General features: G+C 56.0%; 19 protein-coding genes and 1 tRNA gene. 15 read left to right on the top strand and 5 right to left on the bottom strand.

Going from position 1 to position 23,333, the window contains the following annotated elements:
- Position 1: 1 nt before the first annotated feature.
- The 5 genes from ACZ46D_RS10875 to ACZ46D_RS10855 all read right to left on the bottom strand — a co-directional run bounded on the left by ACZ46D_RS10875 (position 2) and on the right by ACZ46D_RS10855 (position 7,613).
- Positions 2–1,393 carry a sigma-54-dependent transcriptional regulator gene (locus tag ACZ46D_RS10875; RefSeq protein ID WP_464927457.1) on the bottom strand — a complete coding sequence of 464 codons (1,392 nt, stop codon included), beginning with the start codon at positions 1,391–1,393 and terminating at the stop codon, positions 2–4.
- On the bottom strand, positions 1,390–3,237 hold the full coding sequence (locus ACZ46D_RS10870; RefSeq protein WP_464927456.1) for an ATP-binding protein: 1,848 nt from the start codon (positions 3,235–3,237) through the stop codon (positions 1,390–1,392). The genes ACZ46D_RS10875 and ACZ46D_RS10870 overlap by 4 nt, the downstream gene beginning before the upstream one ends.
- Before the next feature lie 54 nt (positions 3,238–3,291).
- Entirely contained in the window at positions 3,292–4,224 is a 933-nt protein-coding gene (locus ACZ46D_RS10865) for a phosphate/phosphite/phosphonate ABC transporter substrate-binding protein (RefSeq protein ID WP_464927455.1), read from the bottom strand.
- A gap of 296 nt (positions 4,225–4,520) precedes the next feature.
- A complete protein-coding gene (locus ACZ46D_RS10860) occupies positions 4,521–6,671 on the bottom strand; it encodes an MtrB/PioB family outer membrane beta-barrel protein (RefSeq protein ID WP_464927454.1) in 2,151 nt (716 codons plus the stop codon).
- Positions 6,672–6,698: 27 nt separating this feature from the next.
- Positions 6,699–7,613 carry a DmsE family decaheme c-type cytochrome gene (locus ACZ46D_RS10855; protein WP_464927453.1) on the bottom strand — a complete coding sequence of 305 codons (915 nt, stop codon included), beginning with the start codon at positions 7,611–7,613 and terminating at the stop codon, positions 6,699–6,701.
- A 671-nt stretch (positions 7,614–8,284) separates the two neighbouring features.
- Here ACZ46D_RS10855 and fusA point away from each other — a divergent pair.
- The 15 genes from fusA to ACZ46D_RS10780 all read left to right on the top strand — a co-directional run bounded on the left by fusA (position 8,285) and on the right by ACZ46D_RS10780 (position 23,316).
- Positions 8,285–10,363: an elongation factor G gene (gene fusA, locus ACZ46D_RS10850; RefSeq protein WP_464927452.1), complete on the top strand. Its 2,079-nt coding sequence runs from the start codon at positions 8,285–8,287 to the stop codon at positions 10,361–10,363.
- Between the two features lie 168 nt (positions 10,364–10,531).
- A complete protein-coding gene (locus ACZ46D_RS10845) occupies positions 10,532–11,233 on the top strand; it encodes a hypothetical protein (protein ID WP_464927451.1) in 702 nt (233 codons plus the stop codon).
- Between the two features lie 140 nt (positions 11,234–11,373).
- Positions 11,374–12,144: a phosphoribosylformimino-5-aminoimidazole carboxamide ribotide isomerase gene (gene hisA / locus ACZ46D_RS10840; RefSeq protein ID WP_464927450.1), complete on the top strand. Its 771-nt coding sequence runs from the start codon at positions 11,374–11,376 to the stop codon at positions 12,142–12,144.
- A complete protein-coding gene (locus ACZ46D_RS10835) occupies positions 12,138–12,323 on the top strand; it encodes a hypothetical protein (protein WP_464927449.1) in 186 nt (61 codons plus the stop codon). The genes hisA and ACZ46D_RS10835 overlap by 7 nt, the downstream gene beginning before the upstream one ends.
- 170 nt (positions 12,324–12,493) lie before the next feature.
- Positions 12,494–13,390: an HDOD domain-containing protein gene (locus ACZ46D_RS10830; RefSeq protein WP_464927448.1), complete on the top strand. Its 897-nt coding sequence runs from the start codon at positions 12,494–12,496 to the stop codon at positions 13,388–13,390.
- Complete coding sequence (locus ACZ46D_RS10825) at positions 13,387–14,310, top strand: MBL fold metallo-hydrolase (protein WP_464927447.1); 924 nt, start codon at positions 13,387–13,389, stop codon at positions 14,308–14,310. The genes ACZ46D_RS10830 and ACZ46D_RS10825 overlap by 4 nt, the downstream gene beginning before the upstream one ends.
- A 116-nt stretch (positions 14,311–14,426) precedes the next feature.
- Positions 14,427–14,852 (top strand): hypothetical protein, encoded by a 426-nt coding sequence (locus tag ACZ46D_RS10820; RefSeq protein WP_464927446.1) that lies wholly within the window; start codon positions 14,427–14,429, stop codon positions 14,850–14,852.
- 135 nt (positions 14,853–14,987) lie between these two features.
- Positions 14,988–15,533, top strand: a complete 546-nt coding sequence (locus ACZ46D_RS10815; RefSeq protein WP_464927445.1) for an RsbRD N-terminal domain-containing protein — start codon at positions 14,988–14,990, stop codon at positions 15,531–15,533.
- A gap of 22 nt (positions 15,534–15,555) precedes the next feature.
- Entirely contained in the window at positions 15,556–16,554 is a 999-nt protein-coding gene (dsrM, locus tag ACZ46D_RS10810) for a sulfate reduction electron transfer complex DsrMKJOP subunit DsrM (protein WP_464927444.1), read from the top strand.
- A 5-nt stretch (positions 16,555–16,559) separates the two neighbouring features.
- Positions 16,560–18,185 (top strand): sulfate reduction electron transfer complex DsrMKJOP subunit DsrK, encoded by a 1,626-nt coding sequence (dsrK, locus tag ACZ46D_RS10805; RefSeq protein WP_464927443.1) that lies wholly within the window; start codon positions 16,560–16,562, stop codon positions 18,183–18,185.
- A gap of 5 nt (positions 18,186–18,190) precedes the next feature.
- Positions 18,191–18,571, top strand: coding sequence for a sulfate reduction electron transfer complex DsrMKJOP subunit DsrJ (gene dsrJ, locus ACZ46D_RS10800; RefSeq protein WP_464927442.1), 381 nt, complete (start codon positions 18,191–18,193; stop codon positions 18,569–18,571).
- A 1-nt stretch (position 18,572) separates the two neighbouring features.
- The gene (gene dsrO, locus ACZ46D_RS10795; protein WP_464927441.1) at positions 18,573–19,412 is read left to right on the top strand and encodes a sulfate reduction electron transfer complex DsrMKJOP subunit DsrO; all 840 of its coding nucleotides are present in this window, start codon (positions 18,573–18,575) and stop codon (positions 19,410–19,412) included.
- A 10-nt stretch (positions 19,413–19,422) separates the two neighbouring features.
- Positions 19,423–20,592, top strand: coding sequence for a sulfate reduction electron transfer complex DsrMKJOP subunit DsrP (dsrP, locus tag ACZ46D_RS10790; protein ID WP_464927440.1), 1,170 nt, complete (start codon positions 19,423–19,425; stop codon positions 20,590–20,592).
- A 217-nt stretch (positions 20,593–20,809) separates the two neighbouring features.
- Positions 20,810–23,164 carry a cysteine--tRNA ligase gene (gene cysS, locus ACZ46D_RS10785; RefSeq protein WP_464927439.1) on the top strand — a complete coding sequence of 785 codons (2,355 nt, stop codon included), beginning with the start codon at positions 20,810–20,812 and terminating at the stop codon, positions 23,162–23,164.
- Between the two features lie 75 nt (positions 23,165–23,239).
- Positions 23,240–23,316, top strand: a tRNA-Arg gene (locus tag ACZ46D_RS10780).
- Positions 23,317–23,333 lie beyond the last annotated feature (17 nt).

Here is a 23,333-nt window from a genome sequence, read left to right as displayed (position 1 = left end):
TTCAGGTCAGAGCAAACTTTTTCATTTGATACCGCAGGGTGTCATAGGAAATGCCCAAAAGCTTGGCGGCCTTGGTCTGGTTGGCGCCTGTCCGCTCCAATGCTTGCCGGATAAGATCCTTTTCCAGCTCCTCCAGAGAAAGCCCTTCTTCCGGCAGGATGATCCGCGCGGAACCGGAGGTCTCACTGCCTGCCCATCCTTCCAGCTTCGGGAGAAGATGTTCCCGGGTGACGGTTTCCATCTCCTCAAGCACCACGCAGCGCTCGATGATGTTGCGCAACTCCCGTACATTTCCGGGCCCGCCATAGGCCAGCATGGCCTTTTCCGCCTCGGGGGAAAAACCCTTGATGCCTTTCTTAAGATACTTGCTGGCAAAATAGAGCAGAAAATGCTTGGCAAGCAGCAGGATATCATCCCCCCGTTCCCGCAGGGGCGGCAGCTCCATGGCAAAGGCGCTCAACCGGAAAAACAGATCCTTGCGAAATCCCCCCTGTTCCGCAGCAGTCTTGAGATCCTTGTTGGTGGTCACGATCACCGTGGCCTCCACGGGCAGATCAACACTGCCCCCCAGTCGCCGGACCGTTCTCTCCTCCAGAACCCGGAGGAGTTTTGCTTGGAGATCCAACCGCATATCCCCGATTTCATCCAGCAGCAGGGTGCCATCCCCGGCAAGTTCGAAGATCCCCTTTTTGTCGGAGCGGGCATCGGTGAAGGCGCCTTTCACATGGCCGAATAGCTCGCTCTCAATGAGGTTTTCCGGCAAGGCCGTGCAATTGACGGCAAAGAAAGGGCCCTGGCCATTGCCTTCGGCCTTCTGCCGCCGGCAATGGAGATAACGGGCCAAAACCTCCTTGCCGCTTCCGGACTCGCCGGTGATGAGGATGGTCTCCGCCTTGGCCTGAACCAGCTTCTCCGCTGTCTTGAGGATTTCCTGGATGCGGGAAGATTTGCCCACCAAGCCGTGTTCAAAATAGGGACAGACTCTTTCCCGGTGATAATCGACCTCCGCCTTGCGCCGGATGTTTTCGATGATATTGCCGGTGATGATTTTTATCTCATCGAGATTGAACGGCTTGGTGAAATACTCAACCGCCCCGAGTTTCATGGCCCGGATGGCGGATTCCGCCGAATCGTCGGCGGTCAGCATGACCACCTCCGCGCCAAGCCCTTCTTTCTTGATGGCGGCAAGGATGTCGAAGCCGGTCATTTCCTCGGCCAGATCGACATCGAGAAAAACGATGTCCGGCTGCCAGGCAAGGATATTGGCGACAACATCCTGGGGGGTGGTTTGAAAATGCACCTCATAGCCCTCGTTTTTCAAGGCCCTGGCAAGCATGGTGACGATGAGTTCGTCATCATCCACGGCAAAAATTCTTCCCCGGATCTTTATCATGGGTTTTCATCCTCGATTTTTTGTTCAACCGGCAGGGTGATGGTAAAAGCCGTTCCCTGCCCCAAGACACTGGCGACTTCGATCTCGCCGTGGTGTTGTTCCACAAGACGCCTGGTTATCGCCAGACCCAACCCGCTCCCCTTGGGTTTGGTGGTATAAAACGGCTGAAAAATCTTGGCACACGCCTCTTCGCTCAAGCCTTTTCCCGTATCACCAATCACCACCTCCACGGTCTCACCCCGGCCCGGCCTGGTGCTCACAGTAATTGTGCCGCCTGCAGGGGTTGCCTCTATGGCATTGAGCAGCAGGTTCAGGATCACCTGTTGCATCTGACCGGGGTCCGCCAGGATCATGGGCAGAGCCGGCTCAAGATTGCGGACGAATTCCAGCCCCTTCCCTTTGGCCGTCGCGTATTCCGGGGATTTGAGCAGCATGGTTGCATTCCGCATGGCGTTTTCAAGCTGCTGGTTCAGGTCGATCCGGGAAAAAACCGGTCTGGGCGTCCGGGCATAGTTGAGGAGGTTTTTCAGCAAAGACTCAATCCTCTGCACCTCCCCGACAGTCCGGGAAAAAATCGCCTTGTCTTCCGGGGAAAGCGTTAACTCGTTCATCAAAACTTCCATGGAAACCTTGATCCCGGCCAGGGGATTTTTGATCTCATGGGCCAGGCCGGCCGCCATCTGACCGACCATGGCCAGTTGCCGGGAACGCTGCAACGCCGCCTCGGTCTGGTTCCGTACGGTCACATCCCGGTCAAAGGCCAAAATATATTTGCGCCCTTCAATCTCCAGCAGCCCGGCCCGAACCTCCACCGGAAAAACAGTGCCGTCTTTCTTCCTGTGCTCCATCAACGACTCAAGCCGCCCACCCGCCAAGATGTCTCGAATCCGGGCGGGAGCTTGCGCCGCGCTTTCAACCGTGTCCAAATCCTGGATATACATGGCGCGCAGTTCGTCAACCGTATAGCCGTGCATGACCGCCGCCGCCTGATTGGCTGCGATGATTCTCCCCGCCGCCTCGCCCTCTCCCTCCATAATGAAGATGGCGTCGTCCGCCGACTCAAAGAGCACCCTGTAGCGGCTTTGCTCGGCAAGAACCACCTCGCACTGCCTTTTCAGCGAAAGAGCCATGTCATTAAATGCGGTGGCCAGCGCATTGAATTCATCGGGAAGCTGCTCGTCAATGGTATGGGTCAATTCCCCCGCCTTGATTTTTTCCGTTGCCCCAATGAGCACGGACAGGGAGGAGGAAAAACGTTTGACAAAAAGGAAGGTGAAAACAAGAAAAATAAAAGGCGCGACCGTTACCAAACCCAGCAGGATATTTTTCATCCGGGAAATCTCATGCCGGGCCGCAGCAATCTTCGGGGAAATCTTGTCTGGGGAATGAATCGCCAGATCGTCAATTTCCTTAAGAAGCCGCACACCCGATGCGGAGGCGCTCTCTTCCTCCCTGTTCCGCCTTTCTTGGTTTGCCCTGAGCGTATACACCCGGCTCGCATTTTTTAAATAATCATCAATGCCTTGCCCCAGACTGCTCAGGCGCAGCATCACTGATTCGGCATGGTGACACCCGAAACACCTTTCTCCGGCGAGATGAAGCGCCTCGCCGTGCTCGACAAAAGCCTCGATGTTGGTGCTGTGCGGAGTGGTGGTGAGATACAGGTCCGACTGAATGATTTTGACGTTATTGAGCAGGTCGTCCCGGAGAAACTCCATCTGATTCAGAGCGAGGATTTTCTCAAGATTTTGGTGAGTTTTGGTATTGATGTTGGCAATATACATCCCACCAACACCGAAGAAAAAGACCAGCAATATGAAGCCGAGTATCGCTTTTAATCTCATGGAGCCACGACCGTCACAACGGAGATCCCCATTGCTGAAGTGCCCAGTCGGACTTCAATCATTGACATAATCATAGGTTGCCAGGTCCAGGCCAATGTGCTCGGCATACTCAATAACCGGGGCGTAATCCTGCCCCCCGGTTGCAAGAAAACGTTGGGCGCCGAATTGGGCGAGTGCCCGGCGGCCTTCCTCGTTCTGGTCCATGGAGAGCAGACTGCTTGTGATGAGGCTTTTCAGGGCGGGGTCCAGATCGTGTCTCACAGCCAGGGTGTTTGCCGGAACCTTCGGGGAGGTGGCAAGAATTTCCAATTCTTCCGTGATCCTGGGGTTTTCCTTGGCCAGCCGGTAAAAAACAAGATCCTTGGCCGCGCCGAGGTCCGCCTTGCCATCCAGCACATCCTGGATAGCATCTTCATGGGTGCCGCTGAAATAGGTCTCCTTAAACCAGGTGCGGTAATCCTTAATTCCCTGCGTACGAAAAAAATACAGCGGTAAAAGCCAGCCCGCGGTGGTCGCTTTATCCACAAAGACAAAGACCTTGCCCTTCATATCCCGGGCCGTTTTTATGTCACGGTCCTTTCTGGCGAAGACCAGGCCATAATAGGTGGAGGCCCCGCCTTCGTATTCAGGCCGGGCCAGGGGCTCAACCCCCATCCTCTTGATGGCCAGTGCACCGGTAAAGCTGCCGAAAAAGGCACCGTCCAACCCCTCGATTTGAAAATTATCCAGGATATTTCCGTAGCGGGAAAGGATTTTGAGCTCAACGACTGCGCCGGTTTTTTGGGAGAGATAGAGGGCAATGGGCTCATAACGTTTTTTTTGGACAAAGATGTCCATCTCGGGAATGAGGCCGATGACAATTTTTTTGGTCGGAGGAGGGGATGGTTTCGGGGCTGCGCTCTGCTCTTCGCTGCAACCCGTCAGCAAGAGGAGGAAAAAGCCGCACAGCAGGAGACGGAGTACGTCTCGGGTAAAAAACAACCGCATAATCCCCTCCAGCTCAATATGATGGACTCGCAACAAGTCGTCAACCCGTTGAAAACCGGGGTCCGGAATTTCCGCTGAGTGAAAAAAGACTACCAGCCGCCCTGTATCTGTGCAAGATGCAATTCGTGTCGCCAGAGCCAGAAGAAGACTTGCACATCCACTTTTTTCTTCCAACCCCACAACGGGCCAATCAGCGCCATGCCAAAAAAAGGGGGAGGGGACAATGCCCCTCCCCCCATAAGAATTTCAGGTACAGACGTTTCAACCGAGGTTCGGCCCCGGCCTATCGCCTCCGGTTAGAACTTGTACTTCGCGGCGAGGAAGACCACGTTGGCGGTATAATCCGGGTTCGCGTTCGCGCCGCTCAAGTAGCCACCAGCCGTCGCGCTAGCATTGTATACATTCCGGTAATTATCGTAGTGGCCGTCGCTGTATCTGTACTTCTCATAGGCGTAGCCGCCGGTGAGGTCAACCTGCGCAGAAAGGCTGTACGTCCCTTTCAACTGCAGGGCATCCTTCTTGTAGTCATCCCAGGTATTAAAATCGATCGTGTCGTTCGTCCAGCCAGCCGGAGGGACAGCAGCACTGGTGGGGCCATACGTATAATCTGCAAAGCCGTCCGACCGGGTGTGGTCGAACTGCGCCGACAGAATCAGGGTTTTGGGGATGGCGACCACATTTACCCCCACACCCCAGTCAAAACTTTTATCCTCCAGGGTGGTGGTTGCGTTGTATGCAGCGTCCGTTGGGATGGTGTCAACAGGACTCGCCGTGGGAGCTGTGGCGCCTAACCTGACGAGCTGTTCGCGTGTAGCGGTTTCATAATCGACATAGGCGGAGAATGATACCGTGTCGTTCGGCGTAAGATTGGCACTTACCCCGTAGGTATTGCTGCGTTCGTCCGTGAGGCCGATTTGGGTCTCGTCGTAGTCGATATCCTTGTGCTTAAAGGTAAAGCCCAGACTCAGCATGTCGGTCGGGAAGACATCGAAGCCGAGTTTGTAAGTATCCCTTTTCTGTGAAGCAATGTAAGACTCGCGCGTATAGGGATTGAGGACAGCCGTACCGTGTTTCATGGCGAAACTGTCCATGTTGTCATCACGGTCCATTCTCTCATAGCCAATATTGGCGGAGATGAGGTCCGTACCCTTCCATTTGGCATTGAAGCCGTAAATGTTGTCGTCGGTGGTGACATCATAGTACGGATTGAATGCCGCCGTTGTTGGCGCCAGAGTAAAGGGCCGCTCCGTTTCCACCTTCGTGTAGAAAGGCGTCAGCGTGATACGGCCCGGCAGTTTCAGGCCAGCCTCTATGCCGTAGCTTTCTTTGGTATAGTCGAAGAGATCGTTGCCAAGCTGCTCGGTAGTGCCAGATTCTATGATTGAGATTCTATCGGATTTATTCTTCGTATCATAATTTTTGTAGAAGATCTTCCCGTCGAGAAAATCGAGCGGGCTTGAGGTGAGCACGGCGGAATAATTTGTCGTGTCCGTCCGACCGTTGAATTCGCTGTCGGCCAGAGTGAGAGTTCTAACAGTGCCGCCAGCATTAAGGGTATTAAACAAGGTCGCATCGGCTTCTGCCTTTGACTGACTATACGCGAGCGCCAGAGCGCTTTTCAGCGGCAGCTTGACCCTCCCCTTGAGATCGAACTTGGAATAGTCGTTGTCCGGAGGCAAGGACACGAAAGAGGTTTGGTTCGCTGTGGCGTAGATATCGGTGAAGTACAGGGTATTGTAGGCATTATCAAAATTGCTGTGCGTATATCCCACCGAGGCAAAGTACGGATCCTTGCCATAGCCTATTTCGGCCTGGATGATGTTGGTCTTGTAGTCCACCGGTTCAGGGAGTTCGGCAGGAAAGCTGGAATTTGCAGCGCCGATCGGTTTGAGGCCCTGCCGATCTTCCTGGGACACGGAGAAGTTGGCAAAGAAAGGCTTCATCAGGTCCAACCTGAGGCCGGCGCCGTACTGGTCACGGGAAACTTCATAGTCGAAGGTGTTGCCAAATGTTACCATCGCCGGGGTGATCGCCTGGCCATAACGCACGTTCGACAGCGGGCTGGTGAGCCGATCCGTGCCTACGCCGCCAGTATAGAAGGTTTTTGCGTCGAAGGTGTTGTTATGCTGAATTTCGTTGTAGAAGGCGTCCAGCCTGAACTTACCGTATTGACCGCCCTCAATTTTGTAGCTCTGGTTGTCCTGAGCGATGTCGTCGGCGTTGAAAGTCACATAGCCGGTATCGGTCTCGGATTTTACCTCGGCGCTGCCGGAAATGCTGCTGTCCGGATCTTTGTATTCGCCGGACTTCGCTTTTTGGCCGCTCATGTGCACACTTGTAAGCGACGGCATGACAAAGCCGGTAACCTCGTTATCCGCCGCCTGGGCTCCAGGGGCACACAACAGGGGCAACAGTAATACTGCTGGTAGATAATTATATTTTTTCATCGTTTTCTCCCTAAATTAGCAAAATATTTACCTGGCCAAGTATTTGCCTTGTTTGCCAGCTGCGGTACTGCCATGAATCGCGGCGTGACAGTTCAGACAAGACCGTCCAACCGCCCTTGCGGCCACAGTGGTCGTGGAACTGAAGCCATTTGCCGCAGTATATGGCCCGGTGAAATGGCCACTCCCCGTATGGCAATTGTGGCACAGGTTCGGGGTCTTTTGTTCCAGCAGCTTGTTGTGGTTGCCGCCGTGGGAGATGTGGCAGTTCAGGCAGTTTTCCGCAACCGGGGGATGCTCATGCAGGAAGGGACCGCGCTTTTCGGCATGGCACTTATAGCAGAGCTCGTTGACGGAGTCCGCCTTCAGGCTCTTGCTGCCGAACGATCCATGCGGGTCATGGCAATCGCTACAGGAAATCTTGCCTTCCTTGAGGGGATGGTGGGACTGTCTTCCGGCTTCAGACTTGATATCTCTGTGGCAGGAGAAACAAAGCTCCGTCTGGGGCATCTTCAGACTCTTGGGCAGGCTGGAGTGGCCGGAATGGCAGCTGTCGCAGGAAAGTCCGGCGGACTTGTGCTTGCTTGACTCCCAGAGGGCAAGATGCTTGGAATCGCTATGACAGATGAGGCACTGTGCGGCCTTCGCTTCGGGATCAGCCTTCTTGTCGAAGGCAAAAGCGCCGGTTCCCTTACCGCCGCCCTTTTCCAAGTGGGCAGCCATGTTGGGGCCGTGACAGGTGAGGCAGGCGCCGGTGCCGTTGGGGCCGGTGATGGCTCCCTTGGCATGGCGGGTTTTCATGAAGCTGGCGGACAGGTCTGCATGGCAGTCTTTACAGGACTCGGCACTTGGTGCGGCGGCCTTGGCGCTGTTGACGGACATCCCCGCGCCGGACAGGGCTACCATCCCCGCGATCAGGGAAAGCATTAAAATATTTCTACGCATTTTTCTCCTCCTTCTGCGTCCAACAGGACGCGTTTCGGCCTGACGTCTTGAAACAAACGTGGCATCTTAGTCCTACAGTCGTGGCTTCAACTCTGCCGCCAATCCCAGGCGGCCATCTCCAATTCCCCATTTTCTCCTCCCTTGCTTCTTGATTGCGTGTTCCAGGTGCTCCATCATATACAAGGCACACCTCAGTGCGCTGATCTTCATCAGGAAGTTAGCAAGATTAATGCCATGGTTTGTCAGAAAAAAATGGACGTAGAAACAAGATGATGCGCAACACGGCGCGGAGAGGGGAAGAGGAGAATCTGGTGATTTGACCAGATTCTCCTGGCTAAATCACCAGATCGATCCAGCCGATAAGACGCACCTGATATCTGGACCAGTGGCCTTCTTAAGCGATGGCGTTTTCTCCCGGGCTGACTTGCTTTTTCTTCCCTTCTCCTATCGCCCCCAATTTCCCCCTTGCCGCCACAAGTAACTGCGTGCGAATGCGCGAATTTTTCCCTTGACAGCAGCAGGGCTTAGAAGTAAAAGTGCCTGTTCTGAAAAAGACTGTCCATACGGCCCCAGACCAGGGCCGTTTTTTAATGCCGGTTTTCCAAGGTATGGTGCCTTGACCGGCGCTAGCCGTAACCGCACACATGCACGAATGGAGTGGAAGACTTACCATGAGAGACATTACGAAGGTCCGCAATATTGGAATCAGCGCCCATATCGATTCGGGAAAAACCACCCTGACCGAGCGCATCCTTTTTTATACCCAGCGTATTCATGCCATCCATGAAGTGCGCGGCAAGGACGGCGTCGGCGCCAAGATGGACTCCATGGAGCTGGAGCGGGAACGGGGCATCACCATCTGTTCCGCCGCGACCTATTGCGACTGGAAGGACCATGCCATCAACATCATCGACACCCCCGGGCATGTGGATTTCACCATTGAGGTTGAGCGGGCCCTGCGCGTGCTCGACGGCGCGGTGCTGATTCTCTGTTCCGTTGGCGGCGTCCAGTCTCAGTCCATCACGGTGAACCGGCAGATGACCCGTTACCGGGTTCCCCGCGTGGCCTTTATCAATAAATGCGACCGTACCGGCGCCAATCCGGACAAGGTCATCAAGCAGCTGCGCGAAAAGCTGGCCCTAAATGCCGTGCCCATCCAGGTACCCATGGGCCTTGAGGGCGACATGCAGGGGCTCATCGATCTGGTCCGGATGAAGGCCATCTATTTTGACGGGGAAAACGGCGACGTGATCCGCGAAGAAGAGATCCCGGCCCAGTACAAAGAGGAATGCGACCTCAAGCGGGAAGAGATGCTGGATGCGGTTTCCATGTTCTCCGATGAATTGATGGAGGCCGTGCTGGAAGGTACGCCCACCGAGGAAATGATCATGGCCGCGATCCGCAAGGGCACGCTGGACCTGGCCTTCACCCCGGTAATGATGGGCACCGCCTACAAGAACAAAGGGGTACAGCTTCTGCTGGACGCGGTCGTCTCCTATCTGCCCTGCCCGACCGATGTTGAAAACTTCGCCCTGGATCTGGACCACGACGAGGCCGAGGTCAAGGTGAGCAACGTATCGAGCGACCCCTTGCTGGCCCTGGCCTTCAAGCTTGAGGATGGCCGGTACGGGCAGCTGACCTATGTCCGCACCTACCAGGGGACCCTGAAGAAAGGCGATTCCATCGTCAATGTCCGGACCGGTAAGAAGGCCAAGGTCGGCCGTCTGGTGCGGATGCACTCCGACGATATGGAAGAGATCGACGAAGCAGGCGCCGGCGATATCGTGGCCCTGTTCGGCATTGATTGTGCCTCCGGCGACACCTTCACCGCCGGTTCGGATTACAATTTTTCCATGACCTCCATGCATGTGCCGGAGCCGGTTATCTCGCTGTCCATCACCCCGATTGACAACAAGGCCCAGGACAACATGTCCAAGGCCCTGAACCGTTTCACCAAGGAAGACCCCACCTTCAAGACCTTTGTGGACCCCGAGACCATGGAGACCATCATCTCCGGCATGGGTGAGCTGCATCTTGACGTGTACGTCGAGCGGATGAAACGCGAATACAAGGCCGAGGTAACCGTGGGTGCGCCCCAGGTTGCCTACCGCGAGACCATCACCCAGCGGGCCGAGTTCAACTACACCCACAAGAAGCAGACCGGCGGCTCCGGCCAGTTCGGGCGGGTTGCCGGTTACATCGAGCCCCTGGAAGAGGGCGAGTATGAATTCGTCGACCAGATTGTCGGCGGCTCGGTGCCCCGGGAGTACATCCCCTCCTGCGACAAGGGTTTCCAGAAGTGCCTGGACAAGGGCGTGCTCATCGGCGCCCATGTCACCGGGGTGCGTTGCGCCATCAACGACGGTGCCTCCCATGCCGTGGACTCCTCGGACATCGCCTTTCAGCTCGCTGCCATCGGTGGCTTCAAGGAGGCATATCTCAAGGCCAAGCCGATGATCATGGAGCCGATCATGAAGGTTGCGGCCGAGGGCCCCTCCGAGTTCCAAGGCTCGATCATGGGCAGCCTGAACCAGCGGCGCGGCATCATCATCGGCACCAACGAGGAAGACGCCTACACGGTCATCGAGGCCGAGGTGCCGCTTTCCGAGATGTTCGGCTATTCAACCGATCTTCGTTCCTTGACCCAGGGCAAGGCAGAGTTTACCATGGAATTTGCCGCCTACCGGCAGGTGCCCAAGAGCGTTGCCGAAGAGTTGATCGCCAAGGCCCAGAAAAAAGAGAAAAAATAGGTAACTGCCCAGCAGCACCGCATCTGCTTTGTCATCGGTCGATTCGCATACTGGAGTATGGCGAATCGACCTCTTTCGCGCATCGACGGCACTGCTGAACAGTTACCTTCCGTGGTTTTTGTCCAATGTCGGCGTCAAGCTGAATAATTACAAAAATAGGATCCCGCCATGCTGAAACAAGAGCTGATTGAAAAGAATCCCATCCGCCACCTCAAGGGGGAAAGCGACGCCAAGGAATCCAGCCGGATGGGGTTGGTCATGGCACGACCCGGCGTGGGCAAAACCGCGCTGTTGGTGCAGATCGCCCTGGACAGCCTGATGAACGACAAGCAGGTTGTCCATGTCAGCGTGGGCCAGAGCCTGGATAAGACCAAGCTCTGGTACGACGACATGTTCAAGGATATTGCCGAGGGCTGCAAGCTTGAGAATGCCGGGGAAATCCACGACACGATCATGCGCAACCGGATGATCATCACCTTCAACGAGTCCAAGTTCAGCCTGGCCAAATTGGAAGAGCGGCTGCATGACCTTATGCAGCAGAACGTCATTAAGCCGAGTTGCATGGTGGTTGACGGCTTTGATTTTGTCAAAACCGAGCGTGCGGTGCTGGAAGGGATGCGGGAGCTGGCCAAGGCTATGGACCTGCAGATCTGGTTTTCCGCCGTGTGCAGCGATGGGGCGGACACCGCAGTGCCTGCCCCCTGCAACGGCATGGAAGATCTGTTCAACACCGTTGTCCTCCTCCAGCCCGTCCCGCAAAGCGACTGCATTGACCTGAAGATCATCAAGGGCTCCGCAGCGGTGAGCAAATGCGGCAAGCTCCTCAAGCTTGATCCCCGGACCTTCATGATCAGGGAAGATTGCAAGTAATCGCGGGCAGTAAAGGATGGATCTGTACAAGGTGGACGGCGCAAGCTGTCCGCCTTTTTTATTGACCTTTTCCCGGAGAACGGGCTACTCTTGCCAGAAATTCAGTCAGTTGCCCCAAGACACAGGACAGATGATAGCCCATGAAATTCAGACCGTGCATTGACCTCCACCATGGCCGGGTAAAGCAGATTGTCGGCTCCACCCTCTCCGATGCACAGCAGGGGAGTCTGACCACCAACTTTGCCTCGGACCAGCCAGCTGCCCATTATGCCGCCATGTATAAGCGGGACGGGCTGTTCGGCGGCCATGTGATCATGTTGGGCCAGGGCAACGAAGCAGCCGCCGCCGGAGCCTTGCAAGCCTTTCCCGGAGGGCTGCAGCTGGGCGGCGGCATTACCGCGGACAATGCTGCCCAGTGGCTCGATCAGGGGGCCAGCGCGGTGATTGTCACTTCGGCGGTGTTCAAGGACGGGGTGGTGCATGAAGACCGGCTGAAAGAGCTGGTCCGGGCGGTGGGCAAGGCGCGGCTGGTCTTGGACTTAAGCTGCCGGAAAAAAGGGGACGCCTATTATATCGTTACCGACCGGTGGCAGAAATTCACGAAGGTGACGGTTTCCGAAGAGTCCCTCGGCTATTTTGCCAACCACTGCTGCGAGTTTTTGATCCACGCCGTTGACGTGGAGGGCAAATGCGCGGGAATCGAGGAAGAGCTCACCGCGCTGCTGGGCCGTTTCAGCCCCATCCCCACCACCTATGCGGGGGGGGTGAAGAATCTTGCCGATCTCTACCGGGTCAAGGAATTGGGGCGAAACCGGTTGGACGCCACCATCGGCAGTGCCCTGGATATCTTTGGCGGCACCGGCGTCACCTATGCCGAGGCGGTGGCCTTTAACAGACAGGAAGGATGCTGACCATGGACCTGGATGGTGACACCGCCGGAGCAACCGAACGCTTGACCCTCCAGGTGGACAGCGATCTTTTTCGGGCTTTTCAGCGCTGCGTCTGGATCATTGTCCATGAAACCGGCAGGCCGCAAATTGAGATCATGAACGAAATGGTTCGCGATTTTCTGATAAAGCACGATTGTTGACCACCCCTCCTTGACCACGTGATCAGCCTCAGCTACTATGGTCTAGCCGTTGTAACAAGTAATATCTTCGTCTTGACTAACCCAAACGGCATAAGGAGCCGTAACGAACTGGTCAAAAGAAGAAGGTATTAGTTCGTAACGGCTCCTAAACTTAACAATAGGTTCTGCTGATGCCCGGGGCCCCCCTGACCACCGAACAGCGTTTCGCGCTGATCCAGAAATATATCGAGCGGATGCCGAGCCTGTCCACCACGGTGACCAAGGTTCTGGAGGTCTGCAATACCCCCAGCACCTCGGCCAACGACCTGAACCGGGTCATCGCCCTGGACCCGGTTCTGACCGGACAGGTGCTCAAGCTCATCAACTCGGCCTATTATTCCCTACCCAATCAGATCAATTCCCTCACCCGGGCTATCATCATGCTCGGGATCAACACCGTGAAAAACCTGGCCCTGAGTACTGCGGTCCTGGGCAGCATGGGCAAGGAAGACTCCTTTCGCTCGCTGTCCATGGATGCATTCTGGACCCACTCCCTCTGTGTGGGGGTGATGGCCAAGGCCCTGGCCGGCCTCAAGGGAATTCCCGGCATGATGCAGGAGGAATTCTTTGTCGCCGGACTGCTCCACGACCTGGGGAAGATTCCGCTGAACAACTGTTTCGCCGAGGAGTACCGGCAGACCCTGGAGTTGGCCGCCATTGAGCAGGGGCCACTGCCGCGAGCCGAGGAGATGCTCCTGGGCTTTGACCATAGCCGGGCAGGGAAGATGATCGCCGACAAATGGCAGCTTAACCTTGGGCTCACCGAAATGCTCCGCTTCCACCACACCCCGGAAAACGCCTCCCCCAATAACCGGCAGCTCGTTGCGGTGGTGGCTCTGGCGAACACCTACGCCAACCTCTTTGACGTCGGTTCCGCCGGAGACCGCTATCCGGAGATGTCCAGGCTCAACGAGCTGCTCGCCGAGGTCGGCCTGAAATGGCGTGATCTTTCCAATCTGCACCCAGTTGTGCAGCAGGAAATCGAAAAGGCCCAAGTTTTTCTCCAGGTCGCCAGGGAGACAGCATGAGCATAAAAGTCAAATTTTGGGGGGTTAGGGGCTCCATCCCCTGTCCCGGACCAAAAACCATGAAATACGGCGGGAATACCGCCTGTATCGAGCTGCGTTTTCCGGAAGTCAATCGTCTCCTCATCATTGATGCCGGCTCTGGTATTCGGGAGCTGGGTAATTTCATGATGGCCAATGATTTCAAGCAAGGCCCGATCACCACGGATATCTTTTTGACCCATACCCACTGGGATCACATCATGGGCTTTCCCTTCTTCACTCCTATTTATGTGCCGGGCAGCACCATCCGCATCCATGGGCCGGTCAGTTTTGAGGGCGACACCCTGGAAAAGGTCGTGGGCGGCCAGCTGACCTACCGTTATTTCCCGGTTCGCCAGGCAGAGCTTGCCGCCAAGATTGAATATCTTGATCTCAAGGAAGGGGAGTTCGATCTGGGCGACGGCATCACCGTCACGGCAAAATACTTGAATCATCCCATCCTCTGCCTTGGCTACCGCTTTGCCTACCAAGGAAAGACGATCTGCACGGCCTATGACACCGAGCCGTTCCACAATGTTTTCTGCACCAACCCGGAAGACCCTTCCTATGACGAAGGCATGGCCACCGAGGGCGAGCTGGTGGCCCAGGAACAGAATGGCGTTTTGGCGCAGTTTTTTTCCGGAGCAGACCTGTTGGTGCATGACACCCAGTACACCCAGGAGGAATACACGGCCAGATTCCTGGGCTGGGGCCATTCCCCTTTTGAGCATGCCGTTGCCGCAGCCAAGCAGGCAGGGGTGAAATCCCTGGCCCTGTTTCATCATGATCCCATGCGCACCGATGACCAGATCGACGCCTTGGCGGAGAAATATTGCGCCCCGGCAGGGCAGGGCACCACGGAGATTTTTTTTGCCATGGAAGGGGTGGAACTGGAAATCTAAGGCGCACAGCGAAAAAATTATAGTTTTCTGAGAATAATGTCGATGGGTATTATGACAGAATATCAAGGAGAAGCAATAACGCACGATAAGGAGGCTGCCGCAGAGAGGGGGAGACAATGGTTATTTCCGAAGAGATCAAATTTCCACGACCGACGATACGAAGCGATCCGTATCGCAAGGAAAAAAAGGTCGACCCCATTGACGGCCTCAGTCCGGTGGCGCGCGTTGGCGCCTTCACCCGGGAATGGCAGCGCAACCGGGAGGAGCGCCGCCAGCAGGAGCAAGCCCTTTTTCCCTCCACCGAAGAAAGTGGGGTGCGGCGGTTGGTGGAACAGGTCAACACCCATCTTAAAAATCGGAAAATCCTCATCCATCTTGTCCTCATCAAAGACGAACACGGCTATTCCCTTGATGTCTATGACTGCAGCGGTAATGAGCAATGCTCCATTATCGGCGACGCAGTCATTGATCTGAACGACCTACCGGCTCTCCTCAGGAACCTCCAGCAGGAAGCCGGCATTCTCCTCGACACCATCTCGTAACCCGCCCCTTTCCCCGCACATTTTTCTTATTGAAATCTGGGTTGAAACATGCTACCAATGCCATTCATATTCTGAATGACCATTCAGGATGTAGGTATTTCCCCTAAAAAAACAGGGGTTTCAAGAGGGGAAATCATGCTGTTGCAAGAACTGCTCATCGAAAATAAGGGCGAGATTTTGGATGCTTGGGTCGATCAGGTGCTGGCGACCTATCCGGAGGACGGCGCCCGGATTTTTAAAAAAGTAAAGGACCAGTTTGCCAATCCGGTGGGCTATGCCGTGAAAAGCAGCCTCTGGGAAGTGTACGGCCTGCTTTTTGAAAAAAACGAAGCCGAAAAGATCGTTGCCCCCTTGGAGCAGATGGTCCAGATCCGAGCCGTGCAGACCTTTGCCCCCTCCGAGGCGGTCTCCATGGCCTACACCCTGAAAAGAGTGGTCAAGTCTGTGTGCCAAAAAGAAAAAGTTGCGGACCTCGAGGGCTGGCAGGCGTTTGAGGAAAAGGCCGATATCCTGGCTTATACCCTGTTCGACCTGTATGCCGCCTGCCGGGAAAGGCTCTATCAGACCCGGATCGCGGAGATCAAAAGCGGAAACCACATCACCACGGACGGCGGTTGCCCTTCGAAGCTGATGGACGAAAATACCGCCCCCAAGGCGGAGCTTAAAACCATTAACGTGTAACCATGATGCGAGGTAACAGTAAATGAGAATCCTGAGTCCATTCATCGCAGTGTTGGCGCTTATCGCGGTCGCCCTGGTGGCCGCCCAGGTGCCGGGTGGGCAGGCGCTGACGGGGATTATCTTGCCCTATCTTGCCTTTGCCCTCTTTTTGGGAGGGTTTGCCTACCGCGTGTTGTACTGGGCAAAATCTCCGGTTCCCTTCCGGATTCCGACCACCTGTGGTCAGGCCAACTCCCTGCCCTGGATCAAGCAGAACAAGATCGACTGCCCCTCCACCAAACTCGGGGTAATCGCCAGGATGTTTCTGGAGGTCTTTCTGTTCCGCTCCCTGTTCCGCAACACCAAGGCGGAGATGCACGAAGGGCCCAAGCTGGTGTACGGCTCCAGCAAGTTTCTCTGGCTGTTCGCCATCCTGTTCCACTACTGTTTCTTGGTTATTATTCTCCGGCATATGCGGCTGTTCATGGACCCGGTCCCCGGCTTTGTAGCGGCCCTTGAGTTCGGCGATGGCTTCCTGCAGATCGGCGCGCCGGTTTTCTACCAGACCGACGCAATCTTTCTCGGCGCCATTGCCTTTTTGTTCCTCCGCAGGGTGATGCTTTCCAACATCCGTTACATCTCGCTGCCCGGCGATTACTTCCCCCTGTTCCTGATCTTCGGCATCGCCTTCACCGGCATCCTGATGCGCTACGTTTTCAGGGCCGACGTGGTGGCGATCAAGCAGTTGACCCATGGCCTGGCCACCTTTTCCCCGACCATCGCCGCTGGGCAGATCGGCTCGATCTTCTTCATCCATGTCTTCCTGGTCTGCGCCCTGCTGATCTATATCCCCTTCAGCAAGCTGATGCATATGGCCGGTGTTTTCATGAGCCCTACCCGGAACATGATCAACAACAGCCGGATGGTCCGGCACATCAATCCGTGGAATGATCCCAACATCAAGCCGCATTCTTACGCTGCCTACGAGGACGAGTTCAGGGAGTTCATGAAGGAAGGCGGAATACCCGTTGAGAAGGAATAAGAACAATGGCAATCATGAAAGCAGATAAACTCGGTGTAAGCGTTGCGAAGGCCCCGTCCATGATGACCGGGGCTATTCCGAAAAACGACTGGTGGGACGTGCCGGCGGAATTCAAGCCCGGCAATTACGCCTACCCGGCCAAACAGGAAATTGTCGAGTACCACAAGTTCCCCAACCCCAGAAACTGGGACCCGGAGAGCGACGACTGGAAATTGCCTGAGAACTGGAAGGAGATCATCCTTCAGGGTCTCAAGGAAAGGCTGGACAAGTTCCGCTCCCTCAAGATCTTCATGGACTGCTGCGTGCGTTGCGGCGCCTGCGCCGACAAGTGCCACTTCTTCCTGGGCACCGGCGATCCCAAGAACATGCCGGTTCTCCGGGCCGAGCTTCTGCGCTCCGTATATCGGAACGACTTTACCCTGGCCGGCAAGCTCCTGGGCAAAATGGCCGGGGGTCGCGAGATGACCTTCGGGGTGCTGAAGGAATGGTTCATGTACTTCTACCAGTGCACCGAATGCCGTCGCTGTTCGGTGTTTTGCCCCTACGGCATCGATACCGCCGAGATCACCATGATGGGCCGTGAGTTGCTCCATCTGGTGGGGGTCAACATCAACTGGATCCTGGAGCCGGCTGCCAACTCGAACCGCACCGGCAACCACATGGGCCTCCAGCCCCACACCTTCAAAGACAACATCGAGTATCTCTGCGACGATATCGAAGAGATCACCGGCATCCGTTGCAACCCGACTTTTAACCGTAAGGGCGCGGAAGTGCTGTTCATCACTCCTTCGGCGGATGTCTTTGCTGAACCCGGCATCTACACGGCCATGGGCTATCTCCTGCTTTTCGAGCACATCGGCCTGGATTACACCTTCAGCACCTACGCCTCGGAGGGCGGCAACTTCGGCCTCTTCACCAACAACGAGATGATGAAGAAGCTCAACGCCAAGATGTACGCCGAGGCCAAGCGGTTGGGGGTCAAGTGGATCCTGGGCGGCGAATGCGGCCACATGTGGCGGGTGCTCCATCAGTATATGGACACCATGAACGGCCCGGCCGACTTCCTGGAAGTGCCGAAGTCACCCATTACGGGCACGGTGTTCGAGAATGCGGCTTCCACCAAGATGGTCCATATCAGTGAGTTCACTGCGGATCTGATCAAGCACGGCAAGCTGAAGCTTGATCCGAAACGCAACGATCACCGGATTGCCACCTATCATGACTCCTGCAACCCGGCGCGCGCCATGGGCTTGCTCGAGGAACCCCGGTATGTCTTGCAGAATGTGGTCAATAATTTCCACGAGATGCCGGAAAACACCATCCGGGAGTCAACCTTCTGCTGCGGTAGCGGCACCGGTTTGAACACCGATGAAATCATGGAACTGAGAATGCGGGCAGGGTTGCCAAGGGCCAACGCGGTCAAACATGTACGCGACAAGCATGCGGTCAATATGCTTTCCTGTGTATGCGCCATCGACCGCGCCACCTTGACGAGTCTGATGAACTACTGGAATCCCGACGTGGAAGTCTGCGGCGTGTCCGAGCTGGTTGGCAACGCTCTGGTCATGGAGGGAGAAAAAGAGCGTGAAACGGGTCTCCGTTTTGAGCCACTTGCAGGAATGGAGGGCTGATAGCCATGTACGGGAAAGGAAGAATCATACCTGCGTTGATACTGTTCTTGGGCGTCATGACATCCCCGATGTGGTATAAGTCCGGGGATATCAGTAAATTGCCTAAACCTGAAAAACCAAAGGATTACACGGAGTGTGTTGCGCCGACTGCGTATATGCGGACTTCGCACATGGTGCTGCTCAATCAGTGGCGCGATGACATCCTGCGCGAAGACGGGGCCCGCGTCGGGAAAACCCCCAACGGCACCGAGTATGTGCGGAGCCTGCAGAATGGCTGCATGAAATGTCACAGCGACAAGAAGAAATTCTGTGACACCTGCCACAACTATACCTCCGTGAAACCGTATTGTTGGGATTGTCATCTCCAGCCGAAGGAGGCGATGTAACATGGATAGCAAGAGAAGAGATTTTTTGAAGATTGCCGGGCTCACCGCCATTGCCGGCATTGCCGCACCCTCGGCCTTTAACACCCTGCTCAAGGGCGAGGCTCTGGCCTCCGAACACGGCGAGGCTGCTGCTGCAGCTGGTGGCCACGGTGCTGCCGCAGCAAAAACCGGCAAACGCTATGGCATGGTCATTGATGTCAAGAAATTCACCGAAAATCCAGGTCTGGCGGACAAATGCGTCTCTGTCTGCCACACCATCCACAATGTGCCGGATTTCGGCAACAAGAAGGACGAGATCAAGTGGATCTGGGTGGACTCCTTCCAGCATGTTTTCCCGGATGACAGCAGCCACTACAAGCAGCCGGAAGGCTTAAATTCCCTGCCGATCCTGACCCTGTGCAACCACTGCGACAACCCGCCTTGCGTCCGTGCCTGCCCCACCCAAGCGACCTTTAGGAGCAAGGACGGCATTGTCGGCATGGACTACCACCGCTGCATCGGCTGCCGATTCTGCATGGCGGCCTGTCCCTACGGCGCCCGGAGCTTCAACTGGCGCGACCCGCGCGGCAAGGATGCAAACGGGCAGCCGTTTATCAAGGCGGAAAATCCCAAATTCCCCACCCGGATGCGCGGGGTGGTGGAAAAATGCAATTTCTGCACCGAGCGGTTGGCCATCGGCCAGATTCCGGCCTGTGTGGAAGCGGCAGCCCAAAGCAAGGCCCTTGTTTTCGGCGACCTGAATGATCCCAACTCCGAGATCAGCCAGGTACTGAAGACAACCTTCACCATCCAGCGGAAACCCTCTGCAGGGACACATCCATCCCTCTTCTATATTATTTGAGGTAAAGACCATGATTGAAAAAGCATTAAAAGGAAGCACAGGGTACTGGGTATGGATGCTCTTCCTGCTCTCCATAATGGGTGTAGGCGGCCTCTGTTACGTGCAGCAGTTTAACTATGGCTTAGGGATAACCGGCATGAGTCGGGATGTGACCTGGGGGATATATATCTCCCAGTTTACCTTTCTGGTCGGCGTTGCCGCCGGTGGCCTGATGCTGGTGCTGCCGTATTATCTCCATAACTACAAGGCGTTCGGTCGTATCGTCATCCTGGGCGAGTTCATGGCCATTGCGGCCATCGCCATGTGCCTGATGTTCATCATTGCCGACCTGGGCCAGCCCATGCGGGCCATGAACGTGCTGCTCCACCCCACCCCGCATTCCATGCTGTTCTGGGATATGATCGTCTTGAACGGCTACCTGGTCCTCAACGTCCTCTGCGGCTGGGTGGTCTTGCAGTCCGAGTACAAGGGGATCAAGTATCCCAAGTGGATCAAGCCCTTCATCTACCTTTCCATCCCTTGGGCGATCAGCATCCACACCGTCACCGCCTTTCTGTACTGCGGTCTGCCGGGCCGTCATTTCTGGCTCACCGCCATCCTGGCCCCCCGCTTTCTCTCCTCCGCCTTTGCTGCGGGGCCGGCCCTGCTGATGATCATCGCCATGATCCTCAAGCGGACCACCAAGTTTGACGTGGGCCGGGAAGCACAGGACAAGCTGGTGACCATCATCGGCTATGCCGCCATACTCAACTTTTTCTTCCTGGGCTGCGAATTCTTTGTTGCGTACTACAGCCAGATTCCCGGCCACATGCATACCCTGGATTACCTCTACTGGGGTCTTGGTCATGGTGAGGAGGTATTCAACAATCTGGTACCCTTCATGCGGGCCTCGGTAATCATGGGATTGGTCGGCATCGGCCTGATCTTTGTCTCCCGGGCCAGGCAATCCGATGGGCTGCTGGTGGTTTCCTGCCTCCTCATCTTCCTTTCCTTCTGGATTGACAAGGGCCTCGGCCTGGTGCTCGGCGGCTTTGTCCCGAACATGCTGGACCAGGTAACCGAGTATTACCCCAGCGTCCAGGAGCTTGGCATCACCGCAGCCATCTGGGCCACAGGCTTCTTCATCCTCTCCATCCTCTACAAGGTGGCAATCAGCGTCAAGCTGGAGAAGGAAGCTTAAAAAATCACCCTTTTTTGTTATGCACTTCGTTGCTTCAAGGCAGGCCCCTTCCGGGGCTTGCCTTTTTTTATGCTTTCTCCGTTGCAACCCACCCCTTGGCGAACAATAATTTGGCTGGTTTGCCCGACGGTTCTGTTGTATTCTGCCGATATCGTTGATAATTGATCCTGCTGTTTTCCCGTTTCCCGGGATGTAGACACCAAAAGCTGAGCCCGCCATGACGCCATCCACGCCCGACAAACCGGTAATACACTCCATCCTCGACAAGATCGGCAATACCCCGCTGGTACCGATCAAGCGTCTGAATCCCCTGAAGAAGGTGGCTATCTACGCCAAGCTGGAGGCCTTCAACCCCGGCGGCTCGGTCAAGGACCGGGTTGCCCTGAACATGATTGAAACCGCCGAGGCCGAGGGCGAATTGACCCCGGACAAGATCGTGCTGGAAGCCACCAGCGGCAACACCGGCATCGGCTTGGCCATGGTCTGTGCGGTCAAGGGCTATAAATGCCAGCTGATCATGCCGGAATCGGCGAGTATCGAGCGGCGCAAGATCATGGAGGCCTTTGGCGCCGAGATCTTACTCACCCCCGGCAAGCGCGGCACCGATGGGGCCATCGAACAGGCCTATGCCCTGGCCCGTCAGTATCCGGATCGCTATTTCCTCACCGACCAGTTCAACAATGCGGCAAACTGGCTGACCCATTACAAGACAACCGGGCCGGAGATTTGGGAACAAACCGGGGGCAGAGTGACGGATATCGTCGCCACCCTGGGGACCTCCGGCACGGTCATGGGGTTGTGCCGGTATTTCAGCGAGCACCATCCCGAGGTGCGCATCACTGCGGTGGAGCCCTTTCTCGGCCACAAGCTGCAAGGGCTCAAGAACATGAAGGAGTCCTACACCCCCGGAATTTTTGACAAAAAACTCCCATTCCAGATCATCAACATCCCGGATGAAGAGGCCTTCACTTCGGTCCGCCTCCTGGCTCGCAAAGAGGGGATTTTTGCCGGGATGAGTTCCGGGGCTGCCATGTCCGCAGCCCTTACCCGCGCCTCCCAGATGAAGGAAGGCGTGCTGGTGGCCATCTTCCCCGATGGCGGCGAGAAGTATCTGTCCACCGAACTTTTCACCAAGCAGGAAGCGGAGGAGTCCCAGCAGGCGGAGCTGCGCTTTTTCAATACCTTATCCCGCAAGAAAGAGGTGTTTAAGCCCCTGGTGCCGGACACCGTGACATTCTACGCCTGCGGCCCCACCGCCCACGAGCTGGCCCACTTGGCCCATTGCCGCCGCTTTATGGTTGCCGATCTCATTCACCGGGTACTGGCACTTGCCGGCTATCAGGTAAAATTCTATATGAATTTCACCGACCTGGACGACAACACCATCCAGGGCGCAGGCAAAAGCAAAGAGAGCCTTGCCGGGTTCACCGACACCTATATCCGGGAGTTCAAACAGGATCTGGCTACGCTGGAGGTGCTGGAAGCCACGGGCTACCCCAGAGCCTCCGAGCATGTCCCGGCCATGATCGCTCTGGCTAAGAAGCTGGTAGATAAGGGCTACGCCTACGAAAAACATGGCTCCATCTATTTTGACATCTCGAAATTCGCCAAGTATGGCAGGCTTTCCGGTGTGGATTTGAGCAAGATTCAGGTCGGGAAAACCGTTGACCTGGACGACTATGAAAAGGAAAACCCGGTTGATTTCACCCTGCTCAAGCGGTCGACCTTAGGTGAGCTGAAAAGCGGCATTTTTTTTGCCACCGAGTGGGGGAACATGCGGCCCGGCTGGCACATTGAATGCGCGGCCATGACCTTGGACCTGCTCGGGGAAACCATGGATATCCATACCAGCGGCCGCGATCTGCTCTTCCCGCACCACGAGAACGAGAACGCCATCGCCGAGGCGATCACCGGCAAGCCCCTGGCGAATTTCTGGCTGCACAGCGAACTGCTGCTGGTGGACGGGAAGAAGATGTCCGCGGACCATCAGAACATCATCACCTTGCGGGATGTCCTGGCCAAGGGCTACACCGGCAGGGAGATGCGCTATTTCCTGATCCGGACCCACTATCGGAAGCCGATCAATTTCTCCTTCCGCAGTCTGGACGCGGCCCGCAAAAACCTGCAACGCCTTGACGGCTTTGTCGGCAAGCTGCTTTGCCTGCCACCCGGCTTGCCCCACCCGGAGGTCGCCGCCTATCTTTCCGACATGGAAGGGCGGTTTTTCTCGGCCTTGGACGATGACCTGAATGTCTCCAAAGCCTTTGCCGCTCTTTTTGATTTTGTCAAAAAGACCAACCCGATTCTGAGCCAGGGGTTCCTTGACCGCGAGCAAAAGGACTATATCCTGGAGGCCCTGGGCCGGATTAATTCCGTCCTCCGGATCATGCGGCTTGAAGAATGTCCCCTTGCCCCGGAAATCGACAGGCTGATCCGGGATCGGGAGGAGGCAAGGAAACAAAAGGATTGGCCCAAGGCGGACGGGGTGCGTCAGGAATTGGCGGAAAAGGGCATCGAAGTGGTCGATACCGCCAAGGGCCCTGTCTGGAAAGAGGTGAAGAAAAAAGAATAGGGCCTGGCCCGGGATGCAAGGGCGAAAACGGTATTGCTTTCTTGGCCTGATCGTTCTAATATCTGTCGCACATGGGCGCCCGTAGCTCAGTCGGATAGAGCACCGGCCTTCTAAGCCGTAGGTCACAGGTTCGAATCCTGTCGGGCGCACCACGCATCAGAACCTGCCC

It is taken from the genome of Thiovibrio sp. Mzg5 (assembly GCF_055379285.1).
The sequence above is the reverse complement of the archived record's forward strand: the minus strand, read 5'-3'. Positions and strand labels throughout refer to the sequence as shown.

Bases quoted from the DNA above. Each gene is read 5' to 3' on its own strand.
- ACZ46D_RS10875 (WP_464927457.1), bottom strand. From the start codon at position 1,393: ATGATAAAGATCCGGGGAAGAATTTTTGCCGTGGATGATGACGAACTC.
- ACZ46D_RS10870 (WP_464927456.1), bottom strand. From the start codon at position 3,237: ATGAGATTAAAAGCGATACTCGGCTTCATATTGCTGGTCTTTTTCTTC.
- ACZ46D_RS10865 (WP_464927455.1), bottom strand. From the start codon at position 4,224: ATGCGGTTGTTTTTTACCCGAGACGTACTCCGTCTCCTGCTGTGCGGC.
- ACZ46D_RS10860 (WP_464927454.1), bottom strand. From the start codon at position 6,671: ATGAAAAAATATAATTATCTACCAGCAGTATTACTGTTGCCCCTGTTG.
- ACZ46D_RS10855 (WP_464927453.1), bottom strand. From the start codon at position 7,613: ATGCGTAGAAATATTTTAATGCTTTCCCTGATCGCGGGGATGGTAGCC.
- fusA (WP_464927452.1), top strand. From the start codon at position 8,285: ATGAGAGACATTACGAAGGTCCGCAATATTGGAATCAGCGCCCATATC.
- ACZ46D_RS10845 (WP_464927451.1), top strand. From the start codon at position 10,532: ATGCTGAAACAAGAGCTGATTGAAAAGAATCCCATCCGCCACCTCAAG.
- hisA (WP_464927450.1), top strand. From the start codon at position 11,374: ATGAAATTCAGACCGTGCATTGACCTCCACCATGGCCGGGTAAAGCAG.
- ACZ46D_RS10835 (WP_464927449.1), top strand. From the start codon at position 12,138: ATGCTGACCATGGACCTGGATGGTGACACCGCCGGAGCAACCGAACGC.
- ACZ46D_RS10830 (WP_464927448.1), top strand. From the start codon at position 12,494: ATGCCCGGGGCCCCCCTGACCACCGAACAGCGTTTCGCGCTGATCCAG.
- ACZ46D_RS10825 (WP_464927447.1), top strand. From the start codon at position 13,387: ATGAGCATAAAAGTCAAATTTTGGGGGGTTAGGGGCTCCATCCCCTGT.
- ACZ46D_RS10820 (WP_464927446.1), top strand. From the start codon at position 14,427: ATGGTTATTTCCGAAGAGATCAAATTTCCACGACCGACGATACGAAGC.
- ACZ46D_RS10815 (WP_464927445.1), top strand. From the start codon at position 14,988: ATGCTGTTGCAAGAACTGCTCATCGAAAATAAGGGCGAGATTTTGGAT.
- dsrM (WP_464927444.1), top strand. From the start codon at position 15,556: ATGAGAATCCTGAGTCCATTCATCGCAGTGTTGGCGCTTATCGCGGTC.
- dsrK (WP_464927443.1), top strand. From the start codon at position 16,560: ATGGCAATCATGAAAGCAGATAAACTCGGTGTAAGCGTTGCGAAGGCC.
- dsrJ (WP_464927442.1), top strand. From the start codon at position 18,191: ATGTACGGGAAAGGAAGAATCATACCTGCGTTGATACTGTTCTTGGGC.
- dsrO (WP_464927441.1), top strand. From the start codon at position 18,573: ATGGATAGCAAGAGAAGAGATTTTTTGAAGATTGCCGGGCTCACCGCC.
- dsrP (WP_464927440.1), top strand. From the start codon at position 19,423: ATGATTGAAAAAGCATTAAAAGGAAGCACAGGGTACTGGGTATGGATG.
- cysS (WP_464927439.1), top strand. From the start codon at position 20,810: ATGACGCCATCCACGCCCGACAAACCGGTAATACACTCCATCCTCGAC.